General features: G+C 67.3%; 22 protein-coding genes and 1 pseudogene. 15 read left to right on the plus strand and 8 right to left on the minus strand.

The annotated features are described in order from the left end of the window. Window positions 1-167 precede the first annotated feature (167 nt). The 8 genes and pseudogenes from ACSQ3D_RS15965 (at window position 168) to ACSQ3D_RS16000 (ending at window position 7999) form a co-directional block, all read left to right on the plus strand. A complete protein-coding gene (locus tag ACSQ3D_RS15965; protein ID WP_056419059.1) occupies window positions 168-1064 on the plus strand; it encodes a GNAT family N-acetyltransferase in 897 nt (298 codons plus the stop codon). A gap of 51 nt (window positions 1065-1115) precedes the next feature. Continuing rightward, complete coding sequence (locus ACSQ3D_RS15970) at window positions 1116-2069, plus strand: 2-hydroxyacid dehydrogenase (protein WP_436127564.1); 954 nt, start codon at window positions 1116-1118, stop codon at window positions 2067-2069. Window positions 2070-2284: 215 nt separating this feature from the next. Then, window positions 2285-3688, plus strand: coding sequence for an aminotransferase class III-fold pyridoxal phosphate-dependent enzyme (locus ACSQ3D_RS15975; protein WP_436127565.1), 1404 nt, complete (start codon window positions 2285-2287; stop codon window positions 3686-3688). A 58-nt stretch (window positions 3689-3746) separates the two neighbouring features. Then, complete coding sequence (locus ACSQ3D_RS15980) at window positions 3747-4241, plus strand: Lrp/AsnC family transcriptional regulator (protein ID WP_056419236.1); 495 nt, start codon at window positions 3747-3749, stop codon at window positions 4239-4241. 26 nt (window positions 4242-4267) lie between these two features. Next, window positions 4268-4621 (plus strand): annotated as a pseudogene (locus tag ACSQ3D_RS15985) ((2Fe-2S)-binding protein); the annotation flags it as partial. Between the two features lie 116 nt (window positions 4622-4737). Continuing rightward, window positions 4738-6186: an FAD-dependent oxidoreductase gene (locus ACSQ3D_RS15990; RefSeq protein WP_436127566.1), complete on the plus strand. Its 1449-nt coding sequence runs from the start codon at window positions 4738-4740 to the stop codon at window positions 6184-6186. Next, complete coding sequence (locus ACSQ3D_RS15995; protein WP_436127567.1) at window positions 6183-7349, plus strand: NAD(P)/FAD-dependent oxidoreductase; 1167 nt, start codon at window positions 6183-6185, stop codon at window positions 7347-7349. Before ACSQ3D_RS15990 ends, ACSQ3D_RS15995 begins: the two co-directional genes overlap by 4 nt. A gap of 296 nt (window positions 7350-7645) precedes the next feature. Beyond that, complete coding sequence (locus ACSQ3D_RS16000; protein ID WP_436127568.1) at window positions 7646-7999, plus strand: cupin domain-containing protein; 354 nt, start codon at window positions 7646-7648, stop codon at window positions 7997-7999. A gap of 297 nt (window positions 8000-8296) precedes the next feature. On the opposite strand, the gene ACSQ3D_RS16005 is transcribed toward ACSQ3D_RS16000, so the two are convergent. Both ACSQ3D_RS16005 and ACSQ3D_RS16010 read right to left on the minus strand, forming a co-directional pair. Further along, entirely contained in the window at window positions 8297-9472 is a 1176-nt protein-coding gene (locus tag ACSQ3D_RS16005; protein WP_436127569.1) for a PA0069 family radical SAM protein, read from the minus strand. Window positions 9473-9573: 101 nt separating this feature from the next. Next, window positions 9574-10473 carry a LysR family transcriptional regulator gene (locus tag ACSQ3D_RS16010; RefSeq protein WP_200912445.1) on the minus strand — a complete coding sequence of 300 codons (900 nt, stop codon included), beginning with the start codon at window positions 10471-10473 and terminating at the stop codon, window positions 9574-9576. 66 nt (window positions 10474-10539) lie between these two features. Here ACSQ3D_RS16010 and mdlC point away from each other — a divergent pair, with 66 nt between their 5' ends. From mdlC to ACSQ3D_RS16030, 4 genes are all read left to right on the plus strand, one after another. After that, complete coding sequence (mdlC, locus tag ACSQ3D_RS16015) at window positions 10540-12135, plus strand: benzoylformate decarboxylase (protein WP_436127570.1); 1596 nt, start codon at window positions 10540-10542, stop codon at window positions 12133-12135. Window positions 12136-12225: 90 nt separating this feature from the next. After that, complete coding sequence (locus ACSQ3D_RS16020; protein ID WP_436127571.1) at window positions 12226-13224, plus strand: Bug family tripartite tricarboxylate transporter substrate binding protein; 999 nt, start codon at window positions 12226-12228, stop codon at window positions 13222-13224. A gap of 106 nt (window positions 13225-13330) precedes the next feature. Next, window positions 13331-13744 (plus strand): nucleoside diphosphate kinase regulator, encoded by a 414-nt coding sequence (gene rnk, locus ACSQ3D_RS16025; protein WP_056419082.1) that lies wholly within the window; start codon window positions 13331-13333, stop codon window positions 13742-13744. A 95-nt stretch (window positions 13745-13839) separates the two neighbouring features. Next, window positions 13840-14268 (plus strand): hypothetical protein, encoded by a 429-nt coding sequence (locus ACSQ3D_RS16030; RefSeq protein WP_436127572.1) that lies wholly within the window; start codon window positions 13840-13842, stop codon window positions 14266-14268. A gap of 16 nt (window positions 14269-14284) precedes the next feature. Here the strand turns inward: ACSQ3D_RS16030 and ACSQ3D_RS16035 are convergent, their stop codons facing one another. Continuing rightward, the gene (locus ACSQ3D_RS16035) at window positions 14285-15403 is read right to left on the minus strand and encodes an acyltransferase family protein (protein WP_436127573.1); all 1119 of its coding nucleotides are present in this window, start codon (window positions 15401-15403) and stop codon (window positions 14285-14287) included. Between the two features lie 234 nt (window positions 15404-15637). Here ACSQ3D_RS16035 and ACSQ3D_RS16040 point away from each other — a divergent pair, with 234 nt between their 5' ends. Genes ACSQ3D_RS16040 through ACSQ3D_RS16050 form a run of 3 tightly spaced genes read left to right on the plus strand, consistent with a single transcriptional unit; the run spans window position 15638 to window position 18624 of the window. Continuing rightward, window positions 15638-16222 carry a GbsR/MarR family transcriptional regulator gene (locus ACSQ3D_RS16040; protein WP_436127574.1) on the plus strand — a complete coding sequence of 195 codons (585 nt, stop codon included), beginning with the start codon at window positions 15638-15640 and terminating at the stop codon, window positions 16220-16222. A gap of 4 nt (window positions 16223-16226) precedes the next feature. Continuing rightward, window positions 16227-17606, plus strand: a complete 1380-nt coding sequence (locus ACSQ3D_RS16045; RefSeq protein WP_436127575.1) for a cytochrome ubiquinol oxidase subunit I — start codon at window positions 16227-16229, stop codon at window positions 17604-17606. A gap of 16 nt (window positions 17607-17622) precedes the next feature. Next, window positions 17623-18624, plus strand: a complete 1002-nt coding sequence (locus ACSQ3D_RS16050; RefSeq protein ID WP_396504135.1) for a cytochrome d ubiquinol oxidase subunit II — start codon at window positions 17623-17625, stop codon at window positions 18622-18624. Window positions 18625-18794: 170 nt separating this feature from the next. Here ACSQ3D_RS16050 and ACSQ3D_RS16055 read toward each other — a convergent pair whose 3' ends face one another. The 5 genes from ACSQ3D_RS16055 to ACSQ3D_RS16075 all read right to left on the minus strand — a co-directional run bounded on the left by ACSQ3D_RS16055 (window position 18795) and on the right by ACSQ3D_RS16075 (window position 24850). After that, the gene (locus tag ACSQ3D_RS16055; RefSeq protein ID WP_436127576.1) at window positions 18795-19931 is read right to left on the minus strand and encodes an ABC transporter substrate-binding protein; all 1137 of its coding nucleotides are present in this window, start codon (window positions 19929-19931) and stop codon (window positions 18795-18797) included. Window positions 19932-20175: 244 nt separating this feature from the next. Then, complete coding sequence (locus tag ACSQ3D_RS16060; RefSeq protein ID WP_396503946.1) at window positions 20176-21129, minus strand: NAD(P)H-dependent flavin oxidoreductase; 954 nt, start codon at window positions 21127-21129, stop codon at window positions 20176-20178. A gap of 158 nt (window positions 21130-21287) precedes the next feature. Then, entirely contained in the window at window positions 21288-23078 is a 1791-nt protein-coding gene (locus ACSQ3D_RS16065) for an acyl-CoA dehydrogenase (protein ID WP_436127577.1), read from the minus strand. A 77-nt stretch (window positions 23079-23155) separates the two neighbouring features. Continuing rightward, complete coding sequence (locus tag ACSQ3D_RS16070) at window positions 23156-24088, minus strand: electron transfer flavoprotein subunit alpha/FixB family protein (protein ID WP_056170308.1); 933 nt, start codon at window positions 24086-24088, stop codon at window positions 23156-23158. A gap of 12 nt (window positions 24089-24100) precedes the next feature. Beyond that, a complete protein-coding gene (locus ACSQ3D_RS16075; protein ID WP_436127578.1) occupies window positions 24101-24850 on the minus strand; it encodes an electron transfer flavoprotein subunit beta/FixA family protein in 750 nt (249 codons plus the stop codon). Window positions 24851-25009: the final 159 nt, after the last annotated feature.

Below are 25009 nucleotides of genomic sequence, written 5' to 3' on the forward strand. Positions count from 1 at the left end.
CCAGCATTTGTGCCCGTAAGAGTGGAATATGCCGCAGCGAATTGCAAAACCCTGGTGCTACACAGATGATGCTTGCAAGTTGCGCGCAGACCTCGATTCAAGCTGGTAGACAAAGGCGATGTCGTCCAAGATGGGCGCCAATTTCCATTGACACGAGGTTGATTTTCATGTCTTCGACGCACCCCACTACCCTGCCTCCCGGCACTTTCACTGCCGACGACGGCGTTGTGCTGCGCGCCATGACACCGGAAGATCTGCCAGCAGCGCATGCCCTGTCGGCCGAACTGCGCTGGCCCCATCGCGCCTCTGACTGGGAGCAGACGTTCGCGCACGCCGAGGGCATGGTGGCAGTGCGCGACGGGCACATCGTCGCCACGGCCCTGCGCTGGCTGTGGGGCGATGGCCACGCCACCATTGGCCTGGTCATCGTGTCCCCGGCCTGCCAGGGCCGCCGCATCGGCCACCGCCTCATGAGCGCGCTGCTGCAGGACCTGGAAGGCCGTACCGTGCTGCTGCATGCCACCGCCGAGGGGCGTGGTCTGTATGAAAGGCTGGGCTTTGTGCGCACCGGAGAAGTCCGCCAGCACCAGGGCATGGCTTTGCCGACGCCGCTGATCGCGCTGGCACGGGGCTGCCGCCTGCGCCCCGCGGGGCTCAACGAGTCGCAGGCGCTGCACCGACTGGACGCCCAGGCGCGCGGCATGCCGCGCCCCGCCTTGATCGACGACCTGCTCAAGCAGTCCGAAGCCTGCGTGGTGCTCGACTGCGAGGGCGAACAGCTGGGCTTTGCCATGCTGCGCCGATTCGGCCGCGGCCATGCCATCGGCCCGGTGATCGCACCCGATGTAGAGGGCGCCAAGGCGCTGATCGCCCATCTGGCAGGCATGAATGCCGGCCGCTTCACGCGCATCGACGTGGACTTCGACAGCGGCATGACCGAATGGCTGGAGAGCATCGGCCTGCTGCGGGTGGATGCGCCCACCACCATGGTGCGTGGCGAGCCCCTGCAGCACCCAGCTGGTGCCTCCAGGCTCTACGCCCTGGTCACACAGGCTGTGGGCTAGCAAGTTGCGCCGACCCGGCCACGCCACACACCGCAGTACCGGATGGCGCCCATGAATGGCCCCGCCGCCCCCTCCCTGGCCACCTTCGTCTACAAGGCAGACCCCGTCCGCGGGCAGCAGTGGGCGGAAGTTTTCCGCAAGCATGCGCCGGACATCGAATTTCGCATCTGGCCCGACATCGGCGCCCCTGCCAACGTGCGCTTTCTGGCGGCGTGGGAGCCTCCCGATCGCATCGGCGAACGGTTCCCTCAGCTGGAGGTACTGTTTTCTTCCGGCGTCGGGGTGGACCAATTCGACCTGCAGGCCCTGCCCGCCCATCTGCCCGTGGTCCGCATGGTGGAGCCCGGCATCGTCCAAGGGATGGTCGAGTACGTGACCCGCGCCGTGCTCGACCTGCACCGCGACATGCCCCAATACCGGCGCCAGCAGCAGCAGGGTGTGTGGCGCCCGCTGCCGGTACGCCCCGCCAACCAGCGCCGTGTCGGCGTGCTGGGCCTGGGCTCGCTGGGCCAGGCGGTACTGCGGCAGTTGCAGGGCCTGGGGTTCGCCTGTGCGGGGTGGAGCCGTTCCCGCCACACGCTGGCAGGCGTGGATTGTTTTGCCGGCCCGGGTGGTCTGAGCCAATGTCTCGCGCACCTCGACATCCTGGTGTGCCTGCTGCCGCTGACGGACGCCACGCGGGGACTTCTGAACGCCGATCTCTTCCGCCAGCTGCCCAGAGGAGCGTCTTTGGTGCACACGGGCCGCGGACCGCAACTGGCCACGGACGATCTGCTCGCGGCGCTGGACAGCGGCCAGCTGGCCGAGGCGGTGCTGGACGTGACCGACCCCGAGCCCCTGCCTGGCGCCCATGCGCTGTGGCGCCATCCAAAAGTCCAGTTGACGCCCCATATCGCCAGCATGACCCAGGCCCACAGCGCGGCGCTCGCCACCATCGACAACGTGCGCCGATTCCAGGCCGGCCAACCCATGACTGGGCGGGTGGACCGAAGCCGCGGCTACTGAGGCGGCCCGTCCGCAATGGCCCGCCTGCGGCCTGCCCGGCGCACCACAGCAGAACGATGTGCCGTCCAACCCCAAACAACCGCAGCCTGCCGCACACAAACGCACCAAAGCAGCACAACCTTGTCAAGAGTGACGTGTAACCTTGGCGTCATGAGCGGTCGATGGAAAGGCCTCTTGCCACCACCCTTTGTGCCTCGCTTTCACGGATAGCCGCCATGACCCACGCCGAAGCCCTGCCCCACATCGCCGCCCTGGATGCCATTGACCGCGCCCACCTGATCCACCCGGTAGCTGCATGGCGCACCCACGAGCACAGGGGCCCCACCATCCTGTCCTCCGCGCAGGGCGCCTGGCTGACCGATGCCAAGGGCCATCGCCTGCTGGACGCCTTTGCCGGCCTGTGGTGCGTGAATGCCGGCTACGGGCAGGAGAGCGTGGTGCAGGCGGCCGCCGACCAGATGCGCAAGCTGCCTTACGCCACGGGCTACTTTCACTTCAGCAGCGAGCCAGCCATCCGGCTGGCAGAAAAGCTGGTGCAGATCACGCCAGCGCCATTGCAGCATGTCTACTTCACGCTCGGCGGGTCCGATTCCATTGACGCGGCGGTGCGTTTCATCGTCCAGTACTGCAACGCCATCGGCAAACCCGACAAGAAGCACTTCATCACGCTGGAGCGCGGCTACCACGGCTCGTCGTCCACCGGCGCGGGCCTGACGGCGCTGCCGGTGTTCCACCGGGGGTTCGACCTGCCGCTGGCCACCCAGCACTACATCCCTTCGCCCCACCCTTACCGCGCGCCGGACCCGCAAGACGGGGCAGCCATCATTGCCGCATCGGTGGCTGCGCTGCGCGCCAAGGTGGCCGAGCTGGGAGCCGACCGGGTCGCGGCCTTCTTCTGCGAACCCGTCCAGGGCTCCGGCGGGGTCATCGTGCCGCCCAAAGGCTGGCTCAAGGCCATGTGCGATACCGCGCACGAACTGGGCATCCTCTTCGTGGTCGATGAGGTCATCACCGGGTTCGGCCGCACCGGCCCGATGTTCGCGTGCGACGCCGAGGGTGCGGAGCCCGACCTCATGACCGTTGCCAAAGGCCTGACGTCCGGCTACGTACCCATGGGCGCCACCCTCATGTCGGATACGGTCTATGCCGCTATTGCCGATGCGGCCCCCGCTGGCGCCGCTATCGGTCATGGCGCCACCTACTCGGCCCACCCCGTCAGCGCCGCCGTGGCGCTGGAGGTGCTGCGGCTCTACGAAGAAGGCGGCATTCTGGTCAATGGCCGGCGCATGGCCGGCACCTTCGCCCACGGGCTCGACGCGTTGCTGGACCACCCGCTGGTCGGGGACTCCCGCCATCTCGGCCTGCTGGGAGCCCTTGAGCTGGTGAGCGACAAACGCACCAAGACCGGCTTCGCGCCAGCATTGGGGCTGCCAGACCGCATCGCCGCCGCCAGCTACCGCCAAGGCGTTGTCTTCAGGGCTTTTGGCGACAACATCCTGGGGTTTGCGCCAGCGCTCACTTACACACGGGATGACTTCGCACTCCTTTTCGAGCGGGTGCGCGCCACATTGGACGAGGTGCTGGCCGCGCCCGACGTGCGCGCCGCCCTCAAAGATTGACCTCAACCGCCCGCCGCCGAGCAAAATCGACGCACTCTCTCCTCGCTTGCATACCATGATGAACGAAGCTTTCAAGATCGACCGCCTGGATTTGCGCATTCTGGCGCAGCTTCAAAAAAACGGCCGCATGACCAATGTGGACCTGGCAGATGCCGTGGGCCTCTCGCCCAGCCCTTGCCTCATCCGCGTCAAGCGCCTGGAGCAGGCGGGGTACATCGCAGGCTATGGCGCACATCTGCGGCTGGAAAAGCTGGGCGATACGCTCACCGTGTTCACCGAAATCACGCTGGCCGACCACCGCCGCGAAGATTTCACGCGGTTTGAAACGACCTTGCGCGAAGTGGACGAAGTCCTCGAATGCCATCTGGTCAGCGGCGGCTACGACTACCTGCTGCGCTTTGTCACCCGCGGGGTGAACCACTACCAGGAAATTATCGAAGACCTGCTGGAGCGCAACCTCGGTATCGCCAAGTACTTCAGCTACATCGTCATCAAGTCGCCGTTCATCAAGACGCACTGCCCCATCGAGCGGCTCTTCCCCAATCAGCGCTGACGCCCCACACCCGCCCGATGGCCCGCATGCACGCCCCAGCCTCCATGCCACCAGCGCGCTTTGTGCGGCTGGCTGAAACCGACCGCTCGACCATCCCGCTCACTGTTGACGGCGCACCCTGCTGGGCCTTGGAAGGCGACACGCTGCTGGTGGCATTGATGTGCCACGGGCGCAGGGTGCGCGACAGCGAGTTTGGCGACGGGCCCCGCGCCGGCTTTTGCCTGATGGGGGCCTGCCAGGACTGCTGGGTGTGGACGCCAGCAGGCGAGCGGCTGCGGGCATGCTCTACTCCGGTGCAGGCTGGCATGGTGGTGCTGACCCGCCCTCCAGCGCAATACTGGCCGTTCACTCCCGACCTGCAGGAGTCTCTGGCACGGCACACTCGGGCAATTTCCGGGACAGTCGCCGATGACGCCGCAGATGGCGCCGCCGCTGCGGCCGCATTGGGCGTTGAGCGCGCGGCCGCCACACCCGCAGAACCTGCCAGAGGTTCTGCATGAGCACGCTGGCTGCGCGCGCGCCTGGGCGGCCTGCCCCCTCCCCCGACTTGGCACCAGATGCCGCGCCGCGCATCGTTATCGTCGGCGCAGGCCCCGCAGGCGTGCGCGCAGCCCAGGCGGTGGTGAGTGCGGGGCTGCGACCCACGGTGGTGGACGAAGGCCAGCGCGATGGCGGCCAGATCTACCGCCGCCAGCCCGATGGATTCCAACGCCCCTACGCCAAGCTGTATGGCGCCGAGGCATCCAAGGCGGAGTCTCTGCACAAAGACTTTGCCGCCCTGCGCGCGCATATCGACTACCGCCCCGACACCCTGGCCTGGAACGTGACCGCCGGCGAGTTGCACGTGGTGCGCGCGGGCGAGCCCGACACCTTGCCCTACGACGCCCTGCTGCTGTGCCCAGGCGCCACCGACCGGCTCATGCCGGTGCCCGGTTGGCAACACGCGGGCTGCTACAGCCTCGGCGGTGCGCAGATCGCGCTGAAGGCACAAGCCTGTGCCATCGGTTCGCAGGTGGTCTTTCTGGGCAGCGGCCCGCTGCTGTACCTGGTGGCTTCTCAGTATGTGCAGGCCGGCGCGCGCGTGGCCGCGGTGCTTGACACCGCGCCGACCGTCAAGTCATGGAAAGCGCTGTCTGGCATGCTCGCCCGGCCCCTGTTGGCCCTCCGGGGCCTGGGCCTCATCCGCAGCTTGCGCGCTGCCGGGGTACCGGTGCTGCAGGGCGTGACCCCTTTGAACATCGAGGGCGACAGCGTGCGGGGCGTGCAGGCGGCGACCGTGCGCACCGACCGGGGCCTGGAGCGCCGCTTCGAATGCGATGCCGTCGGCCTGGGCTGGCATCTGCGCGCCGAGACACAATTGGCCGACCTGGCACGGTGCGATTTCTACTTCGAGCCCATCACACGGCAGTGGCTGCCCCGCATCGATGCCGACGGACGCAGCAGCACGCGGGGCGTGTACCTGGCGGGCGACGGCACACGCATCCTGGGTGCAGACGGTGCCGAAGCCGCAGGCCGGCTTGCGGCACTGGCTGCGCTGGCAGACCTGCACCATGCGGCGGGTAAGGCCGCGCACCTCCAGCAGGCGCCTGCACTGCGCGGCCAGCTGGCACGCCTGGACCGCTTTCGACAGGGCCTGGCGCACGCCTTTCCATGGCCCCACGCACAGGCCGCAGCACTGCCCGACACAGCCGTGGTGTGCCGCTGTGAATCCGTCACGGTGGGTGAATTGCGGCGCTGCGTGACCGAACTGGACAGCCAGGAACTCAACCGCGCCAAGGCCTTCAGCCGCGTGGGCATGGGCCGGTGCCAGGGGCGGTTTTGCGGGCATGCAGCCGCAGAGATCGTGGCGCAGGCCTGCGGCATTCCGGTGGAACAGGTGGGCCGTATGCGCTCGCAAGCCCCGGTCAAACCCCTGATGATGAACACGCGCGAGGTGCAGCCATGACCGCGCCCCCCACCACGACCCACGGGGCCGACGTGCTGGTGCTGGGTGGGGGCCTGATGGGCGCCACCACTGCTTTCTTCCTGCGCCAGCACGGCCTGTCGGTGACGCTGTTGGAGCGTGAACTGGTAGGCCGGCAGGCCAGCGGCACCAACTTTGGCAATGTGCGCCGCCAGGGGCGCGAGCTGCACCAGATGCCGCTGGCCAACCGCGCCCGTGCCGTGTGGGGCCGCATCCGCGAACTGCTGGGCGAGGACGCCGAATTCGTGCCCTACGGCCACCTGCGGGTGTGCTACACCGAAAAGCAGGCCGCCGCACTGGAAAAGCACGCGCACGATGCAAAGCCGCTGGGGCTGGATCTTGAGCTGTACACCGCGGCGCAATTGCATCGGCGCTGGGGCATCTTTGCGCCAGGGGTCGTGGCGGGCTCGTACTCCCCGCAAGATGGCCACGCCAACCCCCGCATTGCCGGACCGGCGTTTGGCCGGGCGGCGAAGCGCGCAGGGGCGCAGATCATCGAGCACGCCGAAGTCCTGCAGGTGGAGCACGATGGCCGCGGCTTCACAGCCCACACGGCCGACGGCAGGCGCTTTCATGCACCGCAGATGCTGGTTGCCTGCGGGGCCTGGTCCCACCATATGGCCGAGCAGTTTGGCGAACGTGTGCCGCTGGAGGCCCGGGGCCCCCAGATGGGCGTGACCGAGCCGCTGCCGTATGCCCTCGGGCCGTCCATCGGGCTGTCGTCACCCGTGGAGCATGAGGGGCTGTACTTTCGCCAGATCGCGCGCGGCAACATTGTCTTCGGCGGTGGACTCAAGGGCCCGGCGCACGCCGACCACGTGCGCGCCTACGTCCAGCCTGACAACGTGCTGCGCCAGATGCGCGAGCTGCGACGTTTCGTGCCGGCCTTCGGCAACGTGCAGCTGATCCGCGTGTGGAGCGGCATCGAGGGGTACACCCCGGACTGGCAGCCCGTGATGGGCCAGAGCGCCAAGGTGCCGGGGCTGCACTATGCGTTCGGCTTCAACGGGGAAGGCTTCGCCATCAGCCCCGGAGTGGGTGAAACCATGGCCGAGCTGATGGCCACCGGCACGACCAGCATCCCGCTGGAGCACTACGCGATCGGGAGGTTTGCCACGCACAGCCGCCTGACCACAGAGTCTTGAGCCAGGCGCCCCGCCAGTGCCACGAGCGCTACCCGCGCTACCCGCGCCACCCGCACTACCAGCGCCCCCGGCCGTCCCTGGCAGATCAACCATGCAGACCGAAGCGGATTCCCCCACCACCCCACAAATCCAGACCACTACCGACCGCGTCCATGCCCAGCAGCCAGCCGCCCGGTTGTTGATGCCGACCGAGCTTTCATGGGATGGCACCCGCTGAAGCAGCTGCACAGGCATCCCAGCCACTGCCCCTGCGCCCCTTGTCACCAGCCTCTACCCCTCAAAACAAAGGTCTTCCCATGACACGCCATCTCGTCACCTTCAACTTGCACGACCTGGGCGAGCCCCGTGAGTACCGCCCGCCGACTGACCGCGTGATCGACGGGGACATCGTCGTGCGCAACTGGGATGTGGACAGCGCCAAGGAAGGCACCGTGCGCGCCGGTGTGTTCGAGTCCACGCCCGGCACCAACCGCTCCATCAAGGGCGAGACCTGGGAGTTCTGCTACATCCTCTCCGGCGAGGCAGAAATCACCGAAGACGGCTACGCACCGATCACGTTCCGGGCAGGGGACTGTTTCATCATGAAGCCGGGCTACACCGGGACGTGGCGCACCGTGCAAACCGTCCGCAAGGTGTGGGTGGTTGCGTAGCCAGCCCAACGCCGTGCGGGCGCTGCCCTGAGGTCTTGGCGCCCACACGGGACAGGGACAGGGACAGGGACAGGGACAGGGACAGGGACACGGGACACGGGACACGGGAACGGCGCGCGGCGCGCGGCACACGGGGCGCGGGCAGCCGTGCAACACAACGTGGGCCCTGTAGCACTGCATCGTGCCATCGGCACATTTTTTCGCCACCCCCTTGGCGGTTCGAGCCGGGCAGAGGGCGAACCGCATCCACCCGCACCGCAAACTCGGCCCGCATCCCGTGGCCGTGCATGCGCAGCCTCAGAACAGACTGCCCTGCCCCCGCGCCAGTCCAGGCCTGAACTGCGACAGGTCCAGCTCGACCCGTGCGCGGTTGAGCCCCAGCCGCCGGCACGCGCCCGCAAAACGCTGGCGCAACAAATCCGCCCAGAGCCCGCTGCCCTTCATGCGGGTCGCAAAGTTGCTGTCGTAGCTCTTGCCCGCACTGCGCTGGGTGGGGTCGATGCTGTGCAGGTCCTGCACACGCGCCATCACCCGCGCCGCGCGCTGCGGGTAATGCACTTCCAGCCACTCCCGAAAGACGGCGTCAAGCTCCCAGGGCAGGCGCAGCACCGTGTAGAACGCGCTCTGCGCGCCGGCATCGCGCGCGGCTTCCAGCACCTGCTCCATGTCCTCGGTGATGAACGGGATCTGCGGGGCCACGCTCACGCCCACCGGGATGCCGGCCTCGGCCAGCGTGCGCAGGGTGCGCAGGCGTCGGTGGGGCGCGGCAGCGCGGGGCTCCATGCGGCGGGCCAGCACGGGGTCCAGCGTGGTGATGGTCACGTACACGGCCGTGAGCTGCTGCGCGGCCAGCGGCGCGAGCAGGTCCAGGTCACGCTCCACACCACTCGACTTGGTGATCAGCGAGAACGGGTGGCGCGCATCCCGCATGACTTCGATCAGGCTGCGGGTGAGCTTGAGCTCGCGCTCCACAGGCTGGTAGCAGTCGGTGGCCGAGCCGATGTTGAGCAGGCGCGGCACGTAGCGCGGCTGCGCCAGCTCGTGGCGCAGCACCTCGGCGATGTTCTGCTTGGCCACGATCTGGGTCTCGAAATCGAGGCCGGGCGAAAAGTTGAGGTAGCTGTGCGTGGGCCGCGCGTAGCAGTAGATGCAGCCATGCTCGCAGCCCCGGTAGGGGTTCACCGACAACTCGAAAAATATGTCGGGCGAGTCGTTGGCGCAGATGGCGCTGCGCGCGGTCTCCAGGTGCACGGTGGTGGAGGGTGCCGATGCGCCGCCCTCCCCGTCGTCTCCCCACCCTTCGCCGCTCTCGCCGATAGGCCCCCAGCCATCGTCCGCCACCTCCCGCACATCGCGCGTGAACCGGTGCGGCATGGCGGTGGCGGCACCCCGGCCGCGAATGGCCTGGATGGGGACGCGCACCTCCACCGGTCCCTCGGGCAGGTCGGGGTCGAAGTCGGGTTTCTGCGTCATGACTGTACAAATATACAGTTATTCGAAGCACCCTGCACGCAGTGATGTGCCCAGGCACTCAAGGCCCGCAAAACCATCGGCCACCGGATCGCCCTGCCACCCTATTCCCTGAAGAGGGTCTCGATCTGTCCGCGCAGCCACTGGTTGCCAGGGTCGCTTTCGAACCGGCGGCTCCAATGCAGCGACACGGTGAAGTCGCGCAGGGGGAAGGGCGGCTCGATGAGGGCGTAGCCGCCGTCGGCAGCAAAGGTGCGCGCGATGTTGCGCGGCATGACCACCGCAAGGTCGGTCGCCCGCACGATGGCAGGCAGCACCATGAAGTGCTCGGTGGTCAGCCGCAGCCGGTCTTGCAGCTGCAGCATCTCCAGGATGCGCAGCGTGTCCGAATGCGTGCGCACGCCCACGAACTCCAGTTGCCGCAAATCCTTGAGCAAGGCCGGCCCGCTGCGCCTGCGTGCCGCAAAGGGGTGGCCCGCGCGCAGCAGCACCACGTAGCGGTCCTTGATGAGCTGCACGCGCTGCGTGTCCTTCACCGTGGGCAAGAAGCCAAACGCAAAGTCGATGCGGCCGCTGTCCAGCCGCTGCGCGATCTCGCTGCGTGGCACGGGCAGCGTCTCCAGCCGCACACCGGGAGCCTCCCGCCGCAGCGCCACCATCAGGTCCGGCAGAAAGCGGCCCTCGCCGATGTCGCTCATGTGGATGCGGAACACCTTGCGCGATTCGTGGGGGTTGAACAGCGCGGACTCGTTGAGGGCTTCCTCCAGCAGGCCCAGCGCGCTGCGCACCGCATCGGCCAGCCGGTCGGCCTTGGGCGTGGGCTCCACGCCGCCGCCTGCGCGCACGAACAGCGGGTCCTTGATCAGCAGGCGCAGGCGTGTCAGCGCCTGGCTGGCCGCAGGCTGCGTCAGGTCCAGCAGCTCGGCGGCGCGGCTGACGTTGCGCGTGCGGTAGACGGCATCGAACAGGCGCAGCAGGTTGAGGTCGATGTCCTTGATATGCATTGGATGAATACCGCTTAGTCACTTCATTGTATTGATGGATGAACAATGCACGCCGAAGATCGGGGGATGCCTTCAGAAAACTTGCTCCCCACCGTGCGCGAGGCCGTGCTCGACCTGCTGCGCGGCCTTCGCATCGACACCATCTTCGGCAACCCGGGCTCGACCGAGCTGCCTCTGTTCCTCGACTTCCCTGCGGACTTCCGCTACATCCTGGGCCTGCAGGAATCGGTGGTGGTGGGCATGGCCGACGGTTATGCCCAGGCCACGCACAACGCGGCCTTCGTGAACCTGCACTCCGCCGCTGGCGTGGGCCACGCCATGGGCAACATCTTCACGGCGCACAAGAACCGCACGCCCATGGTCATCACAGCCGGGCAGCAGGCGCGGTCCATCCTGCCGTTCGACCCGTTCCTCTTTTCGGGCCAGGCCACCGAGCTGCCCAAGCCCTATGTGAAGTGGAGCATCGAGCCTGCCCGTGCCGAAGACGTGCCCTTGGCCATCGCGCGGGCCTACTACATCGCGATGCAGCAGCCGCGCGGGCCGGTGCTGGTGTCCATTCCTGCGGACGACTGGGACAAGCCCTGCGAGCCGCTGCAGGCGCGCACCGTGAGCACCGAGACGCGCCCCGAGCCGCGCGTGCTGCAGGCCATCGGCGACGCACTCGACGCCGCGCAGCGCCCGGTCTTCGTGGTCGGCGCCGCCGTGGACCGCGACCGCGCCTGGGACGATGTGCTGGCCCTGGCCGAGCGGCACAACGCCGCCGTGTGGATCGCACCCATGTCCGGCCGCTGTGGCTTTCCGCAAGACCACCGCCTGTTTGCAGGCGTGCTGCCCGCCATGCGCGAGAAGATCGTGGCGCTGCTGGGCGGGCACGATCTGGTGTTTGCGCTCGGTGCTGCGGCCTTCACGTACCACGTGGAAGGTTTTGGACCCCACGTGCCGCCGGGCGCGCAACTGGTGCAGCTGATCGACGACCCGGGCACCGCCGCCTGGACGCCCGAGGGCACCTCGGCCGTGGGCAGCGTGCGCCTGGGCGTGCAGGACCTGCTGGCACGGCCTGCCCCCGCAGCGCGTGCCCTGCCCCCGCACCGCGCAGCCCGCCCGCGCGCCGAGCCGTCAGCACCGGGCGCGCTGATGAGCGTGCCCTACGTGATGCAGACCCTGGCCGAGGTGCGCGATGCAGCCTCCATCGTCGTGGAAGAGGCGCCCAGCTCCCGCGCCGCCATGCATGCCCACCTGCCCATCCTGCAGAGCGAAACCTTCTACACCATGTGCAGCGGCGGCCTGGGCTACGGCCTGCCAGCCGCGGTGGGCGTGGCGCTGGCAAAGCCCGACCGCAAGGTCATCGGGCTCATCGGCGACGGCTCGGCGATGTACTCCATCCAGGCGCTGTGGAGCGCGGCGCAACTCAAACTCCCCATCACCTTCATCATCCTGAAGAACCGCCGCTATGCAGCGCTGCAGGAATTCGCACCCACCTTCGGCTTCCACGAAAACGACAAGCTCGAAGGCACCGACCTGCCCGACCTGGACTTCCTCGCGTTGGCACGGGGACAGGGCTGCGACGCCGTGCGCGTGAGCGATGCGGCCCAGTTGGCGCATGCGCTGCGGCAAGCCCTGTCCCATCCCCGCCCGATCCTCGTGGAGGTGGACGTGGCCTGACGACACCCACCCCGGCACGGCATGAACCGTGCGGCTTTCTGGATACCTCGCACAAGACCCGGAACACCTGGGCACCCACCGGAGACAAACATGCATTCCTTTCCCCTTCGCACCACCCGCCGGCTGCTGGGCACGCTGGCACTGGCCGGCACCGCAGCGGGCCTGCTGCTGCCCGCCACGGCACTGGCCGAGACCTGGCCCGCCAAGCCGATCAAGGTCATCGTGAACTTCCCGGCGGGCGGCGCCGCGGACCAGATCGCCCGCGCGGTGACGGTGCCGCTGCAGGCGGCCCTCGGCCAGCCCGTCGTGGTCGAGAACCGCGGCGGCGCTGGCGGCAACATCGGCGGCGAGGCCGTGGCCAAGTCGCCGGCAGACGGCTATACGCTGCTCATGAGCTCGGGCGGCATGGTGTCGGTCAACCCGCACCTGTACCCCAAGATGCCGTTCGACCCGACCAAGGACCTGGTGCCCGTGGCCGCCGCCGCGCGGGTGCTGGTGTTCCTCGAGGTTCGGCCCACACTGCCGGTCAACAACATCGAAGAGTTCATGAAGTACCTCCGGGCCCACCCGGGCAAGCTGAGCTTCGGCACGCCCGGCAACGGCAGCTCGCCGCACCTGGCGGCCGAGATGCTCAAGGCCCAGGCCAACGTGTTCGCGGTGCACGTGCCGTACCGCGGCGCCGCCCCCGCCATGCAGGACCTGCTGGGCGGGCAGGTGGACTTCATGTTCGACCCGGGCATCGGACTGCAGCATGTGAAGGCGGGCAAGCTCAAGCTGCTGGCCGTGGGCAGCTCCCGGCGTTCACCGCTGTTCCCCGATGTGCCGACGCTGGAAGAGGTGGGTCTCAAGGGCTTCGATGCCGACACGTGGTTCGGCTTCTACGCCCCTGCAGGCACACCGCCCGACGTGGTGAGCCGGCTGAACCGCGAGATCAACAAGGTGCTGGCCACGCCGGCGGTGAAGGAGCGCATCCACGCGCTGGGCGGCGTGCCCGCGCCCATGTCGCCGGCCGACTTCAATGCCCGCGCCGCCATCGACAGCACGCGCTTTGGTGCGCTGATCAAGGCGCGCAACATCACGGGCGATTGACGGTGTGCGCCGCGGCGCACGCTCTCGTTGAATGTCCGCGCGCGGCAGTGCGAGATTGCGGATGGTCTACAGTCCCGCGCTTTGCCACAACCCCAGAGGTACCGCCATGGCGCGCAAGCCCCAGATCATCCTGTCGTCGCTCGACGTTGACCGCATCGAGGCCTTGCTGGCCGTGATTCCGGCCAGCGTCTTTCCGGGCAAGGCCGAGCTGCAGGCAGAGCTTGACCGGGCGGACGTGGTGGCGCCCGAAGACATGCCGCCGAACGTGGTGACCATGAACTCCACCGTGCAGTTCTCCATCCTGGAGACAGGCAAGGAGTTCTGCCTGACGCTGGTCTACCCGCGCGACACCGATGGCAGCGCCGACCGGCTGTCGATCTTCGCCCCCGTGGGCAGTGCCTTGCTGGGCCTGTCGGTGGGCGACGAGCTCGCCTGGCCGGGCCCGGGCGGCAAGTCCATGACGGTGCGGGTGAAGGACCTGCTGTACCAGCCCGAAAGCGCTGGCGAACTGCACCGCTGAGGCACCGCGGCTGCGCGGATGGTGCCCCGCCCCCGGGCGCCGGCGCCACACCCGGCTTGGCGCTTGCCGTGCGAGCAGTGACAATGGCACCCGCCATGACCACGCCGCCCCAGCAGCCCCGGCCGCCCGCGCCAACGCCCACACGGCCCACACCGCGCCCGCCGGAGATTCCTCCGTCGATCGACGCGTTCGATCCGGACTCGACCCTCGCATTCCAGCGGCGCATGGAGCGCGCCCCCGAGTGGTTCTGCTCTTTCCTGGCCGGCAACAGCCGCGAGAAGAGCCGTCTCAAGCGCGAGATGGCGACGATGCGGGGATCGGTGGTGTGGCTGGTGCAGCAGCGCCGCCAGGGCAACTGGACGGCCGACGAGCGCACGCACCTGCGCGACGTGATGCGCTCTGCATCCTCCGTGAGCCCCTATCTTTTCATCTGGGTCATTCCCGGATCGATGCTGATCCTGCCCTTCATGGCCTGGTTTCTGGACCGGCAACGCAAGCGCCGGGAACGCCTGCCGCCCGCCTGAGGGGCCACGCCCCGCGCTAGGCCCAGTTGCTGGACACCGCCACCAGCATGCCCGCCCCCACCAGCCCCACCTGCCAGCGCAGGGCCGTGGTCCACGAAGGGACATGGCGCTCCACATGCAGATACAGCTGCCGGCCCGCGGCCAGCGACAGCGCGAACGCGAGCAGCATGCCCAGGGCATTGAGCACCGGCGACTCCGGCCACAGGCGGCTGATCACCGCATTGACCAGCAGGCACACCGCAAAGTGCACCAGGAACACCGAGTACGACATTTGCCCCAGTTGCACCAGCGGCGCCACGCCCCGCCACGACCGAACGCTGTCGGAGCGCAAGGCGGCCACCAGGCACAACGCAGTGGCCAGCGCCACCAGGATGCGGCCACGGTGGTCGATGGCCAGGGCAACGCCCCCCAGCACCACCATCAGGGCCACCCAGCCCTGCGCACGCGGCGCCTGCACCGCCCAGTAGGCCAGCATGCCCAGACCGTAAGAGCCAAAGAAGTACACCGCCCACATGTCGAGCTCGGGCATGCGGTTCAGAACCCACAGCGACGCCGCCATGCCGGCCACGATGGCGCTCTTGGCCAGCAGCGCCGCATGCTGCTGTGCCCGGGCGCCCGGAAACGCGCGCGCGCCGGCCCACACCAGCACACTCAGGGCGAACAGCTGAAAGTCGATGGCCACGTACCAGACGCCAGCCGACAAGGCACTCTCGCCCACGATGTCCTGCAGCAGCAGCGCATTGGCCAGCAGCTGCGCGAGCGTGGGTTCGTCCGGCACGGAGGCGTGGTCCAGGCCGGGCCGTACCAGCGCGGCGACGATCACCGTCAGCAGCAGCGCCACCGCATAAGGCACCACCAGCCGCACGAAGCGTTTGGCGATGACGTGGCCCGCGTGGTCAAAACGCGGCACACCCTGCGGCGCCAGGCTGGCGGCAGCCAGATAGCCGCCCAGCACCAGAAACACCTGCACCGCCATGCGGCCGTAGTCGTACAGCCAGGCGATGAGTGCGGGGGCTAGGGGCTGGGCGATGTCCGACATCGGCCCGTAGAACGCGAGGTGGTGCCACACGATGGCGATGCACGCCAGGCCTTTGGCCATATCGATGACTGGCGTGCGGGATGTGGGTGGAGACATGGTGTTTGCAGGGCGCAGGGTAAAGGTGCCGCAGGCCCCGCACCGACAAGTGCACAGGCCAAAAACCTTCTATTGTCTCCTGACGCAGTACAAATGCTCGTCACCTAGGTGTCTGCAGTCCACCCCCACACCCCATCGCGCAGGGACCACCGATAACCCCGCACGCAACTCCAGCATATTCTGAATTTTCAGTAAATACTGAAAATTCAGAAATTACAGGCACAATGCATGGCCATGACGTACATCAACCATCTGCCCCCCCTCAATCGCCAGTTCGTCGCCCACTTCGGCGAGATGGGCAGCCGGTGGGGCATCAACCGCACGGTGGGGCAGATGTATGCGCTCATCTTCCTGTCGCCCCGCCCGCTCAATGCCGACGAGATAGCCGAGACGCTGGAGTTCTCGCGGTCCAATGTGAGCATGGGCTTGAAAGAGCTGCAGGCCTGGCGCCTGGTCAAGCTCAGTCACCAGCCCGGCGACCGGCGCGAGTATTTCGAGGCGCCCAAGGACGTGTGGGAGATCTTCCGCGTGCTGGCCGAGGAGCGCCGCCGCCGCGAGATCGAGCCCACGCTGTCGATGCTGCGCATGGCGCTGCTCGAAGAACCCGGGACCGACGCGGAGCGCCACGCCCAGGAGCGCATGCGCGAGATGCACGAGCTCATCGACCGGCTCATGACCTGGTTCGACGACGTGCAGCGCCTGGCGCCCGAGACTGCCATGCAGCTCATGGGCATGGGCACTGCGGTGACCCGGGTGCTGGAGTTCAAGGACCGGCTGACGGGCAAGGGCTCGCCGGCCAAGGACAACAAGGGGGCCTGAGGCCATGGACACCTTCATGCTGTCGCGCATCCAGTTCGCGGCCAACATCAGCTTTCACATCCTGTTCCCGACCATCACCATCGCGCTGTGCTGGTTCCTGGTGTTCTTTCGCCTGCGGTACACCGCCACGCGCGGCACGCCGGCGGCCAAGGGCTGGGAGCAGGCCTATTACCTGTGGACCAAGGTGTTTGCGCTCACCTTTGCACTGGGTGTGGTGTCGGGCATCACGATGAGCTTTCAGTTCGGCACCAACTGGCCGGGCTTCATGGAACACGTGGGCAACATCGCCGGGCCGCTGCTGGGCTACGAGGTGCTCACGGCCTTCTTCCTGGAGGCCACCTTCCTCGGGATCATGCTGTTCGGCCGGGGCCGCGTGTCCGAGCGGGTGCACCTGGTCGCCACGCTGATGGTGGCGTTCGGCACCACGCTGTCGGCGTTCTGGATCTTGAGCCTGAACTCCTGGATGCAGACACCGCAGGGCTACGAGATCATCGACGGCAAGTTCCATGCGGTGGACTGGCTCGCCATCGTGTTCAACCCCTCGTTCCCCTACCGCCTGGGGCACAAGCTGCTGGCCTCCGCGCTGACGGCGGGCTTCCTCATCGCAGGCGTCAGCGCGTGGCAGTTGATCAAAGGGGCGGCCAACGAGGGCACGCGCAAGGCGCTGCGCACCGCGGTCACGGCCGTGGCCATCGCCATCCCGCTGCAGATCCTCATGGGCGACATGCACGGCCTGAACACGCTGCAGCACCAGCCCGCCAAGATCGCGGCCATCGAGGGCATCTGGCACACCGAGAAAGGCGCGCCCCTCACGCTGTTCGGCCTGCCCAACGAGAAGGAAGGCCGCACCGACTACGCGCTGCAGATCCCCAAGGCCGCCAGCCTGATCCTCGCGCACGACATCGACGCGGAACTGAAGGGCCTGAACGAGTTCGCGGGCGCCCACCCGCCGGTGGCGCCGGTGTTCTGGGCCTTCCGCGTGATGGTGGGCATGGGCATGCTCATGCTGGCAGTGGCGTGGGCCAGCGCCTGGGTGCTGTACAGCCGCCGCAGGCAGGCCACCGCCGCCCTGCCCCGCGTGTTGCTGTTCACGCTGGTGGGCATGACATTCTCGGGCTGGGTGGCCACGCTGGCCGGCTGGTACGTGACGGAGATCGGCCGCCAGCCGTACCTGGTCTACGGCCTGTTCAAGACCGCGGACGCCGTGGCCACGCACCCGCCGGGCATGGTCGCGACCACGCTGGCGGCCTACCTCACGGTCTATGTGCTGCTGCTCGTGGCCTACATCGGCGTGATCAAGTACATGTCCGAGCACCCGGCCATGCCCGTACCGGCCGTGCCGCCGCCGGCGCAGGCGCCGCTGCCCACACCCCCTGCCGCTTGAGGAGAACCCCATGGAAATGACCCTGGCCCATACGCTGCCCCTGGTGTTCATGGCCGTCATGGGGCTGGCGCTGCTGGCCTACGTGATCCTGGACGGCTACGACCTGGGCGTGGGCATCCTGCTGCCCCTGGCCACCGATGCCGAAAAGGATGTGATGGTCTCCAGCATCGGCCCCTTCTGGGACGCCAACGAAACCTGGCTCGTGCTGGGCGTGGGCGTGCTACTGATCTGCTTTCCGATGGCGCACAGCGTGGTGCTGTCGGCGCTGTACCTGCCCGTGGCCGCCATGCTGCTGGGGCTGACCCTGCGCGGCGTGGCGTTCGACTTTCGGGTGAAGGCGCGCGATGCGCACAAGGCCACCTGGAACAAGCTGTTTGCCGGTGGGTCGCTGGTCACCACGCTGGCGCAGGGCTGGATGCTGGGCGCGTATGTGACCGGCTTCCAGAACGACGCCTGGGGCCTGCTGTTCTCGGCGGGCATCGCGCTCACGCTGCCGGCGGCGTACGCCATGCTGGGCGTGGGCTGGCTGCTGATGAAGACCGATGGCGACCTGCAGACCAAGGCCGCCAAGTGGGGCCAGCGCGTGCTGTGGCCCATGGGCCTGGCGCTGCTGGGCATCTCGCTGGCCACACCGCTGGTCAGCCACACGGTGTTCGCCAAATGGTTCGTGCTGCCCGAGCTGTTCGCGCTGCTGCCGATTCCGCTGGCGTGCGTGGCGGCGTTCTTCGCCATCCGCCACGTGCTGGGCACGCCGCGCGTGGTGCAGGCCGGCTACGGCTGGATCGTGTTCGTGGCCACCGTGCTGATCTTCATGCTGGCGTTCCTGGGCCTGGCCTACAGCATCTACCCGTACATCGTGATCGACCGCCTCACGGTGTGGGACGCTGCCAGCGCACCGGAGTCGCTGGTCGTGATCGGCATCGGCATGGCCATCACGCTGCCGGCGATCATCGTGTACACGGTGTTCATGTACCGGGTGTTCTGGGGCAAGGCGCGGGAGCTGACGTATGGGTTGTGAAGGGTCAGCGATGCAGGCCGCACACCACCAAGGCCGTTCGGGCTGAGCCCGTCGAAGCGCTGCGCAGGGCTTCGACAGGCTCAGCCCGAACGGATGGAGGCTGCAGAAGTTGCTCCATCTCGCTACCTCATAGACTCGCCCAACACCCCACCGCTGCAGCCAGCTCAATATCAATACCGCAAGCTCCCCTCCGCATCCACGATGGCCAGCTCCACATAGGTAGACCCGTTGTGGCGCCTGGGCGAGTACTTCACGTTGAAGCGCCCGAACGAGATCTCGCCTGCGTCTTCCATGGTCTTGGTGAACGACTCGGTGGTCAGGTTGCGGCCGGTGCGGCGCAGGCCCTCCACCAGCAGCCGGGCGTGCACGAAGCCCTCGAACTGCGAGGCCGACGGCTGGGCGTTGGGCGATTTGGCGCGCAGCAGGGCCAGGTACTCGGCCACCACCGGCACGGTGGTGTTGCGCAGCGACGGCATGATCTGCGCCAGGATGATGCCGCGCGCCTTGTCCTTGAGCTCGCGCTGGATCACGTCCATGCTGGCCACCGAAAATCCGTAGTACGCCGGCCGCGCCGCCGTGCCCTGCACGGCCTTGACGAAGCTGGTGAACGTGGTGCCCGCCGTGGCCACGATGACGGCCTGGGGCTGCGCCTTCTCGGTGGCCTGCGCGGCGGCCGCGAAGTCGGGTTGCTTGGGGTCGACCTTGATCTCGGCGGCGAAGGCGAGCTTTTCTTCGTCAGAGGCTTTTTTCAGCTCGGCCAGCAGCGTCTTGCCCAGGCCGTCGTCCTGGTAGAAAACCGCCACGCGGCTGATGCCCTGCTGGCGCAGTTGGGACACGATCTTGGTGGCCTCGCTGGCGTAACCTGCGCGCACGTGGAAGACCAGCGGGTTCAGCGTCTCACGGAACGCGGATGCCCCCGTGACCGGGCCGAACAGCAGCGTGCGGTGCTCCTTGATCAGCGGCAGGATGGCAGCGGTCTGCGCCGTACCGGTGCTGTTGTAGATCATGAAGACCTTGTCGGTCTCCAGCAGCTGGCGCGTGTTCTCCACGGCCTTGGCGGTGTCGAAGGCGTCGTCCAGCGTGGTGTAGCGGATCATGCGGCCATGCACGCCGCCCTGCGCGTTCACGGCGTCGAACATCAGCCGCGAGCCTTCGCCGTATTGCGCCGTCTGCGGGCCCAGGGGGCCGGAGAGCACGGCCGAGGCGCCCAGGCGGATCTCGTCGTTCGTCACGCCCTCATTGCGGGCGTGCGCGCCCTGGCTGGCACCCAAGGCCATCAGCAGCCCCAGCAAACACGAACGAAGCATGGCATGTCCCCTCACGGCGATGACGACCAGCGCTGCAGCATGCTGCGCTGATCTGGTTATTTATCATCATCATTCACCACGCCACGCAGCGCCGTCTATTGGGGGTTTGCCCTGTCGCGACCGGCCCACACACCTCCTGCCAGGGCGTGGCGCGAACGACAACGCCCGCAGCGCGTGACACGCTGCGGGCGCAAGACAGTGATCAACAGGCCGACCCCACAGCCGGCCAGCAGGGATGCAGAACTCAGAGCTTGAGGCGGGCGCGGGCGGCCTGGTACTCGGTGCGCAGGCGTGCCACCAGGTCGGCGGTGCTGGTCACGGCGTCGATGGCACCAATGCCCTGGCCGCAGCCCCAGATGTCCTTCCAGGCCTTCTTGGCGTCGCCGCCGAAGTTCATCTTGCTCGGGTCGGACTCGGGCAGGTTGTCGGGGTCCATGCCAGCCGCGCGGATGGACGGCGCCAGGTAGTTGCCGTGCACGCCGGTGAAGAGGTTGCTGTAGACGATGTCGTCGGAGTTGCCGGCCACGATGGCCTGCTTGTACTCGTCGCTGGCCCGCGCCTCGTGCGTGGCGATGAAGGCCGAGCCGATGTAGCCGAAATCCGCGCCCATGGCCTGCGCGGCCAGCACCGCATCACCGCTGGCGATGGAGCCGCTGAGCGCGACGGGGCCGTCGAACCACTGGCGGATTTCCTGGATCAGCGCGAACGGACTCTTCACGCCCGCATGGCCGCCCGCACCGGCCGCCACGGCGATCAGGCCGTCGGCGCCCTTCTCGATGGCCTTGTGCGCGAACTTGTTGTTGATGATGTCGTGCAGCACCACGCCACCCCAGGCGTGCACGGCCTGGTTCACGTCCTCGCGTGCGCCCAGGCTGGTGATGATGATCGGCACCTTGTACTTGGCACAGACCTGCATGTCGTGGTCGAGCCGGTCATTGCTCTTGTGCACGATCTGGTTGATGGCGAAGGGCGCAGCGGGTTTGTCCGGATTCGCCTTGTTGTAGGCGGCCAGCGTCTCGGTGATCTCGGCCAGCCATTCGTCGAGCAACTCGGCCGGGCGGGCATTGAGCGCGGGCATGGAACCCACGACACCCGCCTTGCACTGCTCGATCACGAGCTTGGGGTTGCTGATGATGAACAGCGGCGACCCGATGACGGGGAGCGAGAGGTTCTGCAAAACAGGAGGCAGTGTGGACATGGCAGCGACTTCCAGGACAAAGAATTTGATTCAAAACAGCCCCTACCGCTTGATAGACAAGCGCTAGCAGCTATTATTTTTATAGCAATCGCCTTGAGTCATCACCCAAGGCGAGTCTCCTCACCATCGACGGCAGGGCCCGGGTGGGCCGGTGCCGGTCAGAACGCGTCGAGCGCCAGTTCCGTCACGCTGGCCGCACCTTCGACAATGCTGTCGCGCAGGCCGGGGGCCTTGACCAGGATGTGCTCCGCGTAGAACTGCGCTGTCGTGATTTTTGCCTGCATGAACGCGGTGTCCTGTCCCTTGTGCAACAGCTCCTGGGCCACCAGCAGGCTGCGCGCCAGCTGCCAGCCTGCCACGACGTTGCCTGCCAGCATGAGGTAGGGCACGCTGCCCGCGAACACGGCGTTGGGCTGGGTCTTGGTGCCGCCCGCCACGAAGTCGATCACGTCGAGCAGCGCCTTGCGCGCCGCCGTGAGACGCTTGGCCACGGCCAGGGCGGCCGGGGTGCCGCTGGCCAGCAGCTCGCCTTCGGTGGTCTCGATCTGCGCGGCAATGCCCTTGGCCACCTGGCCGCCATCGCGCGCCGTCTTGCGGCCCACCAGGTCGTTGGCCTGGATGGCGGTGGTGCCTTCGTAGATGGTCAGGATCTTGGCGTCGCGGTAGTACTGCGCGGCGCCGGTTTCTTCGATGAAGCCCATGCCACCATGCACCTGCACGCCCAGGCTGGTCACTTCCAGGCTGGTCTCGGTGCTGTAGCCCTTGACCAGCGGCACCATGAATTCGTAGAACGCCTGGTTCTGCTTGCGCGTGTCGGCATCCGGGTGGTGGTGCGCGGCGTCGAACGCGGCCGCCGCCACGGTGGCCATGGCGCGGCAGCCTTCCACCGTGGCGCGCATGGTCATGAGCATGCGCTTCACATCGGGGTGGTGAATGATGGGGGCGCTGGCGGCCATGGAGCCGTCCACCGGGCGGCTCTGCACGCGGTCCTTGGCGTACTGCACGGCCTTCTGGTAGGCACGCTCGGAGATCGCGATGCCCTGCATGCCCACCGCGTAGCGGGCGGCGTTCATCATGATGAACATGTATTCGAGGCCGCGGTTTTCCTCGCCGACCAGGTAGCCCACCGCACCGCCGTGGTCGCCGAACTGCAGCACCGCCGTGGGCGATGCCTTGATGCCCAGCTTGTGCTCGATGCTCACGCAGTGCGCGTCGTTGCGCGCGCCCAGCGTGCCGTCCTGGTTGACCATGAATTTGGGCACCACGAACAGGCTGATGCCCTTCACGCCTTCGGGCGCGCCCGCCACCCGTGCCAACACCAGGTGGACGATGTTCTCGGCCATGTCGTGTTCACCGTAGGTGATGAAGATCTTGGTGCCGAAGACCTTGTAGCTGCCATCGGCTTGGGGCTCAGCGCGTGTGCGCACCAGGGCCAGGTCCGAGCCCGCCTGGGGTTCGGTCAGGTTCATGGTGCCGGTCCACTCGCCGGTCACCAGCTTTTCAAGGTAGGTGGCCTTGAGCTCGTCGCTGCCGGCCGTGAGCAGCGCCTCGATGGCGCCGTCGGTCAGCAGCGGACACAGCGCAAAGCTCATGTTGGCGCTGTTGGTCATCTCGATGCAGGCCGCGCCGATGGTCTTGGGCAGGCCCTGGCCGCCAAAGTCGGCCGGGTGCTGCAGGCCCTGCCAGCCGCCCTCGGCGTACTGGCGGAACGCGCCCTTGAAACCGGGGGTGGTGGTGACCACGCCGTCTTTCCAGCTCGACGGGTTCTTGTCGCCCTCGAAGTTCAATGGCGCCAGCACGCCCTCGTTGAACTTGGCGCATTCTTCCAGCACGGCCTGCGCGGTGTCGAGCCCCGCGTCTTCAAAACCGGGGATCTGCGCGATCTGTTCAATGCGGGCCAGGTGCTCGATGGCGAACAGCATGTCCTTGACGGGGGCGATGTAACTCATGAAAGTCTCCGAGATAGCGGAAAAAACTCAAAAAAAAGGCACCGCAAGCGATGCCTTTTTGCGGGCCAGCGGCGTGCTCAGAGCGCCTTGACCAATTCAGGCACAGCCGTGAACAGATCAGCCTCCAGGCCATAGTCGGCCACGCTGAAGATCGGCGCTTCCGGGTCCTTGTTGATAGCAACGATCACCTTGGAGTCCTTCATGCCGGCCAAGTGCTGGATCGCCCCCGAGATGCCGGCAGCCACGTACAGCTGCGGCGCCACGATCTTGCCCGTCTGGCCCACTTGCAGGTCATTCGGTGCGTAGCCCGCATCCACCGCGGCGCGCGATGCGCCGATGGCCGCGCCCAGCTTGTCGGCCAGGGGCGTGATGACTTCGTCGAACTTTTCCTTGCTGCCCAGCGCGCGGCCACCGGAGACGATGATCTTGGCGGCGGTCAGCTCGGGGCGGTCGTTCTTGGCGATCTCGCTGCCCAGGAAGGTGCTCTTGCCGGCGTCGGCGGTTGCAGCTGCGGTTTCCACCGCGGCGGAGCCACCGGTGGCGGCCGCAGCGTCAAAGCCCGTGGTGCGCACGGTGATGACCTTCACGCTGTCGGCGCTTTGCACCGTGGCGACGGCGTTGCCCGCGTAGATGGGGCGCTCGAAGGTGTCGGCAGCGACGACCTTGGTGATGTCGCTGATCTGCGCGACATCGAGCTTGGCGGCCACGCGGGGTGCCACGTTCTTGCCGCTGGCGGTGGAAGCGAACAGGATGTGGCTGTAGCTCGACGCGATGGCCAGCACCTGGGCGGCCACGTTTTCTGCCAGGCCGTGCTCCAGGCCCGGGGCATCGGCATGGATGACCTTGGCAACGCCGGCGATCTGGCCCGCAGCGGCTGCGGCGGCGCCTGCGTTGTGGCCGGCCACCAGCACGTGCACGTCGCCGCCACACGCCACAGCGGCGGTCACGGTGTTGAGGGTTGCGCCCTTGATGGTCGCGTTGTCGTGTTCGGCAATAACGAGTACGGTCATTTCTTGTTCTCCTTAGATGACTTTTGCTTCGTTCTTGAGCTTGTCGACCAGGGCGGCCACGTCAGCCACCTTGACGCCGGCGCCGCGCTTGGCGGGCTCGGTCACCTTCAGGGTCTTCAGGCGCGGCGCCACGTCCACGCCGAGGTCTTCGGGCTTGACGGTATCGAGCTGCTTCTTCTTGGCCTTCATGATGTTGGGCAAGGTGACGTAGCGGGGCTCGTTCAGGCGCAGGTCGGTGGTGATGACCGCTGGCAGCGTCAGGGACAGCGTCTCAGCGCCGCCATCGACTTCACGGGTCACGCTGACCTTGTCGGCGGCGAGGTCCACCTTGCTGGCGAACGTGGCTTGCGGCAGGTCGGCCAGGGCCGCCAGCATCTGGCCGGTCTGGTTGGCATCGTCGTCGATGGCCTGCTTGCCCAGGATGATGAGGCCGGGCTGTTCCTTGTCGACCAGGGCCTTGAGCAGCTTGGCCACGGCCAGGGGCTGCAGCTCGGCATCGGTCTCGACCAGGATGGCGCGGTCGGCGCCGATGGCCATGGCGGTGCGCAGGGTTTCCTGGCACTGGGCCACGCCGCAGGACACAGCGATGACTTCGGTCACCAGGCCCTTTTCTTTCAGGCGCACGGCCTCTTCGACGGCGATCTCGTCAAAGGGGTTCATGCTCATCTTCACGTTGGCGATGTCCACACCCGTGTTGTCCGATTTGACGCGGACCTTCACGTTGTAGTCCACCACGCGCTTGACAGGGACCAAGACCTTCATTGCTGCGGCTCCTAGAGTTGGTTGAATTGACGTTTACGTAAACTAGAACATTCTATGCCGCGCTGCAGCGAGAGTGCTACGGAGCCGGGACACAGCGTGCAGGATCAGAAAAAAGAACGATCGTGCTTTTTACGGATTATAGGCGACTGCAGCGGCCAC

Source organism: Acidovorax sp. LjRoot117 (assembly GCF_964252695.1).
In the GTDB taxonomy this organism is placed as follows: domain Bacteria; phylum Pseudomonadota; class Gammaproteobacteria; order Burkholderiales; family Burkholderiaceae_C; genus Acidovorax.

What these genes read in the sequence shown, in the direction of transcription:
- ACSQ3D_RS15965 (WP_056419059.1), top strand. Translation starts at nt 168, where the DNA reads ATGTCTTCGACGCACCCCACTACCCTGCCTCCCGGCACTTTCACTGCC.
- ACSQ3D_RS15970 (WP_436127564.1), top strand. Translation starts at nt 1,116, where the DNA reads ATGAATGGCCCCGCCGCCCCCTCCCTGGCCACCTTCGTCTACAAGGCA.
- ACSQ3D_RS15975 (WP_436127565.1), top strand. Translation starts at nt 2,285, where the DNA reads ATGACCCACGCCGAAGCCCTGCCCCACATCGCCGCCCTGGATGCCATT.
- ACSQ3D_RS15980 (WP_056419236.1), top strand. Translation starts at nt 3,747, where the DNA reads ATGAACGAAGCTTTCAAGATCGACCGCCTGGATTTGCGCATTCTGGCG.
- ACSQ3D_RS15990 (WP_436127566.1), top strand. Translation starts at nt 4,738, where the DNA reads ATGAGCACGCTGGCTGCGCGCGCGCCTGGGCGGCCTGCCCCCTCCCCC.
- ACSQ3D_RS15995 (WP_436127567.1), top strand. Translation starts at nt 6,183, where the DNA reads ATGACCGCGCCCCCCACCACGACCCACGGGGCCGACGTGCTGGTGCTG.
- ACSQ3D_RS16000 (WP_436127568.1), top strand. Translation starts at nt 7,646, where the DNA reads ATGACACGCCATCTCGTCACCTTCAACTTGCACGACCTGGGCGAGCCC.
- ACSQ3D_RS16005 (WP_436127569.1), bottom strand. Translation starts at nt 9,472, where the DNA reads ATGACGCAGAAACCCGACTTCGACCCCGACCTGCCCGAGGGACCGGTG.
- ACSQ3D_RS16010 (WP_200912445.1), bottom strand. Translation starts at nt 10,473, where the DNA reads ATGCATATCAAGGACATCGACCTCAACCTGCTGCGCCTGTTCGATGCC.
- mdlC (WP_436127570.1), top strand. Translation starts at nt 10,540, where the DNA reads ATGCCTTCAGAAAACTTGCTCCCCACCGTGCGCGAGGCCGTGCTCGAC.
- ACSQ3D_RS16020 (WP_436127571.1), top strand. Translation starts at nt 12,226, where the DNA reads ATGCATTCCTTTCCCCTTCGCACCACCCGCCGGCTGCTGGGCACGCTG.
- rnk (WP_056419082.1), top strand. Translation starts at nt 13,331, where the DNA reads ATGGCGCGCAAGCCCCAGATCATCCTGTCGTCGCTCGACGTTGACCGC.
- ACSQ3D_RS16030 (WP_436127572.1), top strand. Translation starts at nt 13,840, where the DNA reads ATGACCACGCCGCCCCAGCAGCCCCGGCCGCCCGCGCCAACGCCCACA.
- ACSQ3D_RS16035 (WP_436127573.1), bottom strand. Translation starts at nt 15,403, where the DNA reads ATGTCTCCACCCACATCCCGCACGCCAGTCATCGATATGGCCAAAGGC.
- ACSQ3D_RS16040 (WP_436127574.1), top strand. Translation starts at nt 15,638, where the DNA reads ATGACGTACATCAACCATCTGCCCCCCCTCAATCGCCAGTTCGTCGCC.
- ACSQ3D_RS16045 (WP_436127575.1), top strand. Translation starts at nt 16,227, where the DNA reads ATGGACACCTTCATGCTGTCGCGCATCCAGTTCGCGGCCAACATCAGC.
- ACSQ3D_RS16050 (WP_396504135.1), top strand. Translation starts at nt 17,623, where the DNA reads ATGACCCTGGCCCATACGCTGCCCCTGGTGTTCATGGCCGTCATGGGG.
- ACSQ3D_RS16055 (WP_436127576.1), bottom strand. Translation starts at nt 19,931, where the DNA reads ATGCTTCGTTCGTGTTTGCTGGGGCTGCTGATGGCCTTGGGTGCCAGC.
- ACSQ3D_RS16060 (WP_396503946.1), bottom strand. Translation starts at nt 21,129, where the DNA reads ATGTCCACACTGCCTCCTGTTTTGCAGAACCTCTCGCTCCCCGTCATC.
- ACSQ3D_RS16065 (WP_436127577.1), bottom strand. Translation starts at nt 23,078, where the DNA reads ATGAGTTACATCGCCCCCGTCAAGGACATGCTGTTCGCCATCGAGCAC.
- ACSQ3D_RS16070 (WP_056170308.1), bottom strand. Translation starts at nt 24,088, where the DNA reads ATGACCGTACTCGTTATTGCCGAACACGACAACGCGACCATCAAGGGC.
- ACSQ3D_RS16075 (WP_436127578.1), bottom strand. Translation starts at nt 24,850, where the DNA reads ATGAAGGTCTTGGTCCCTGTCAAGCGCGTGGTGGACTACAACGTGAAG.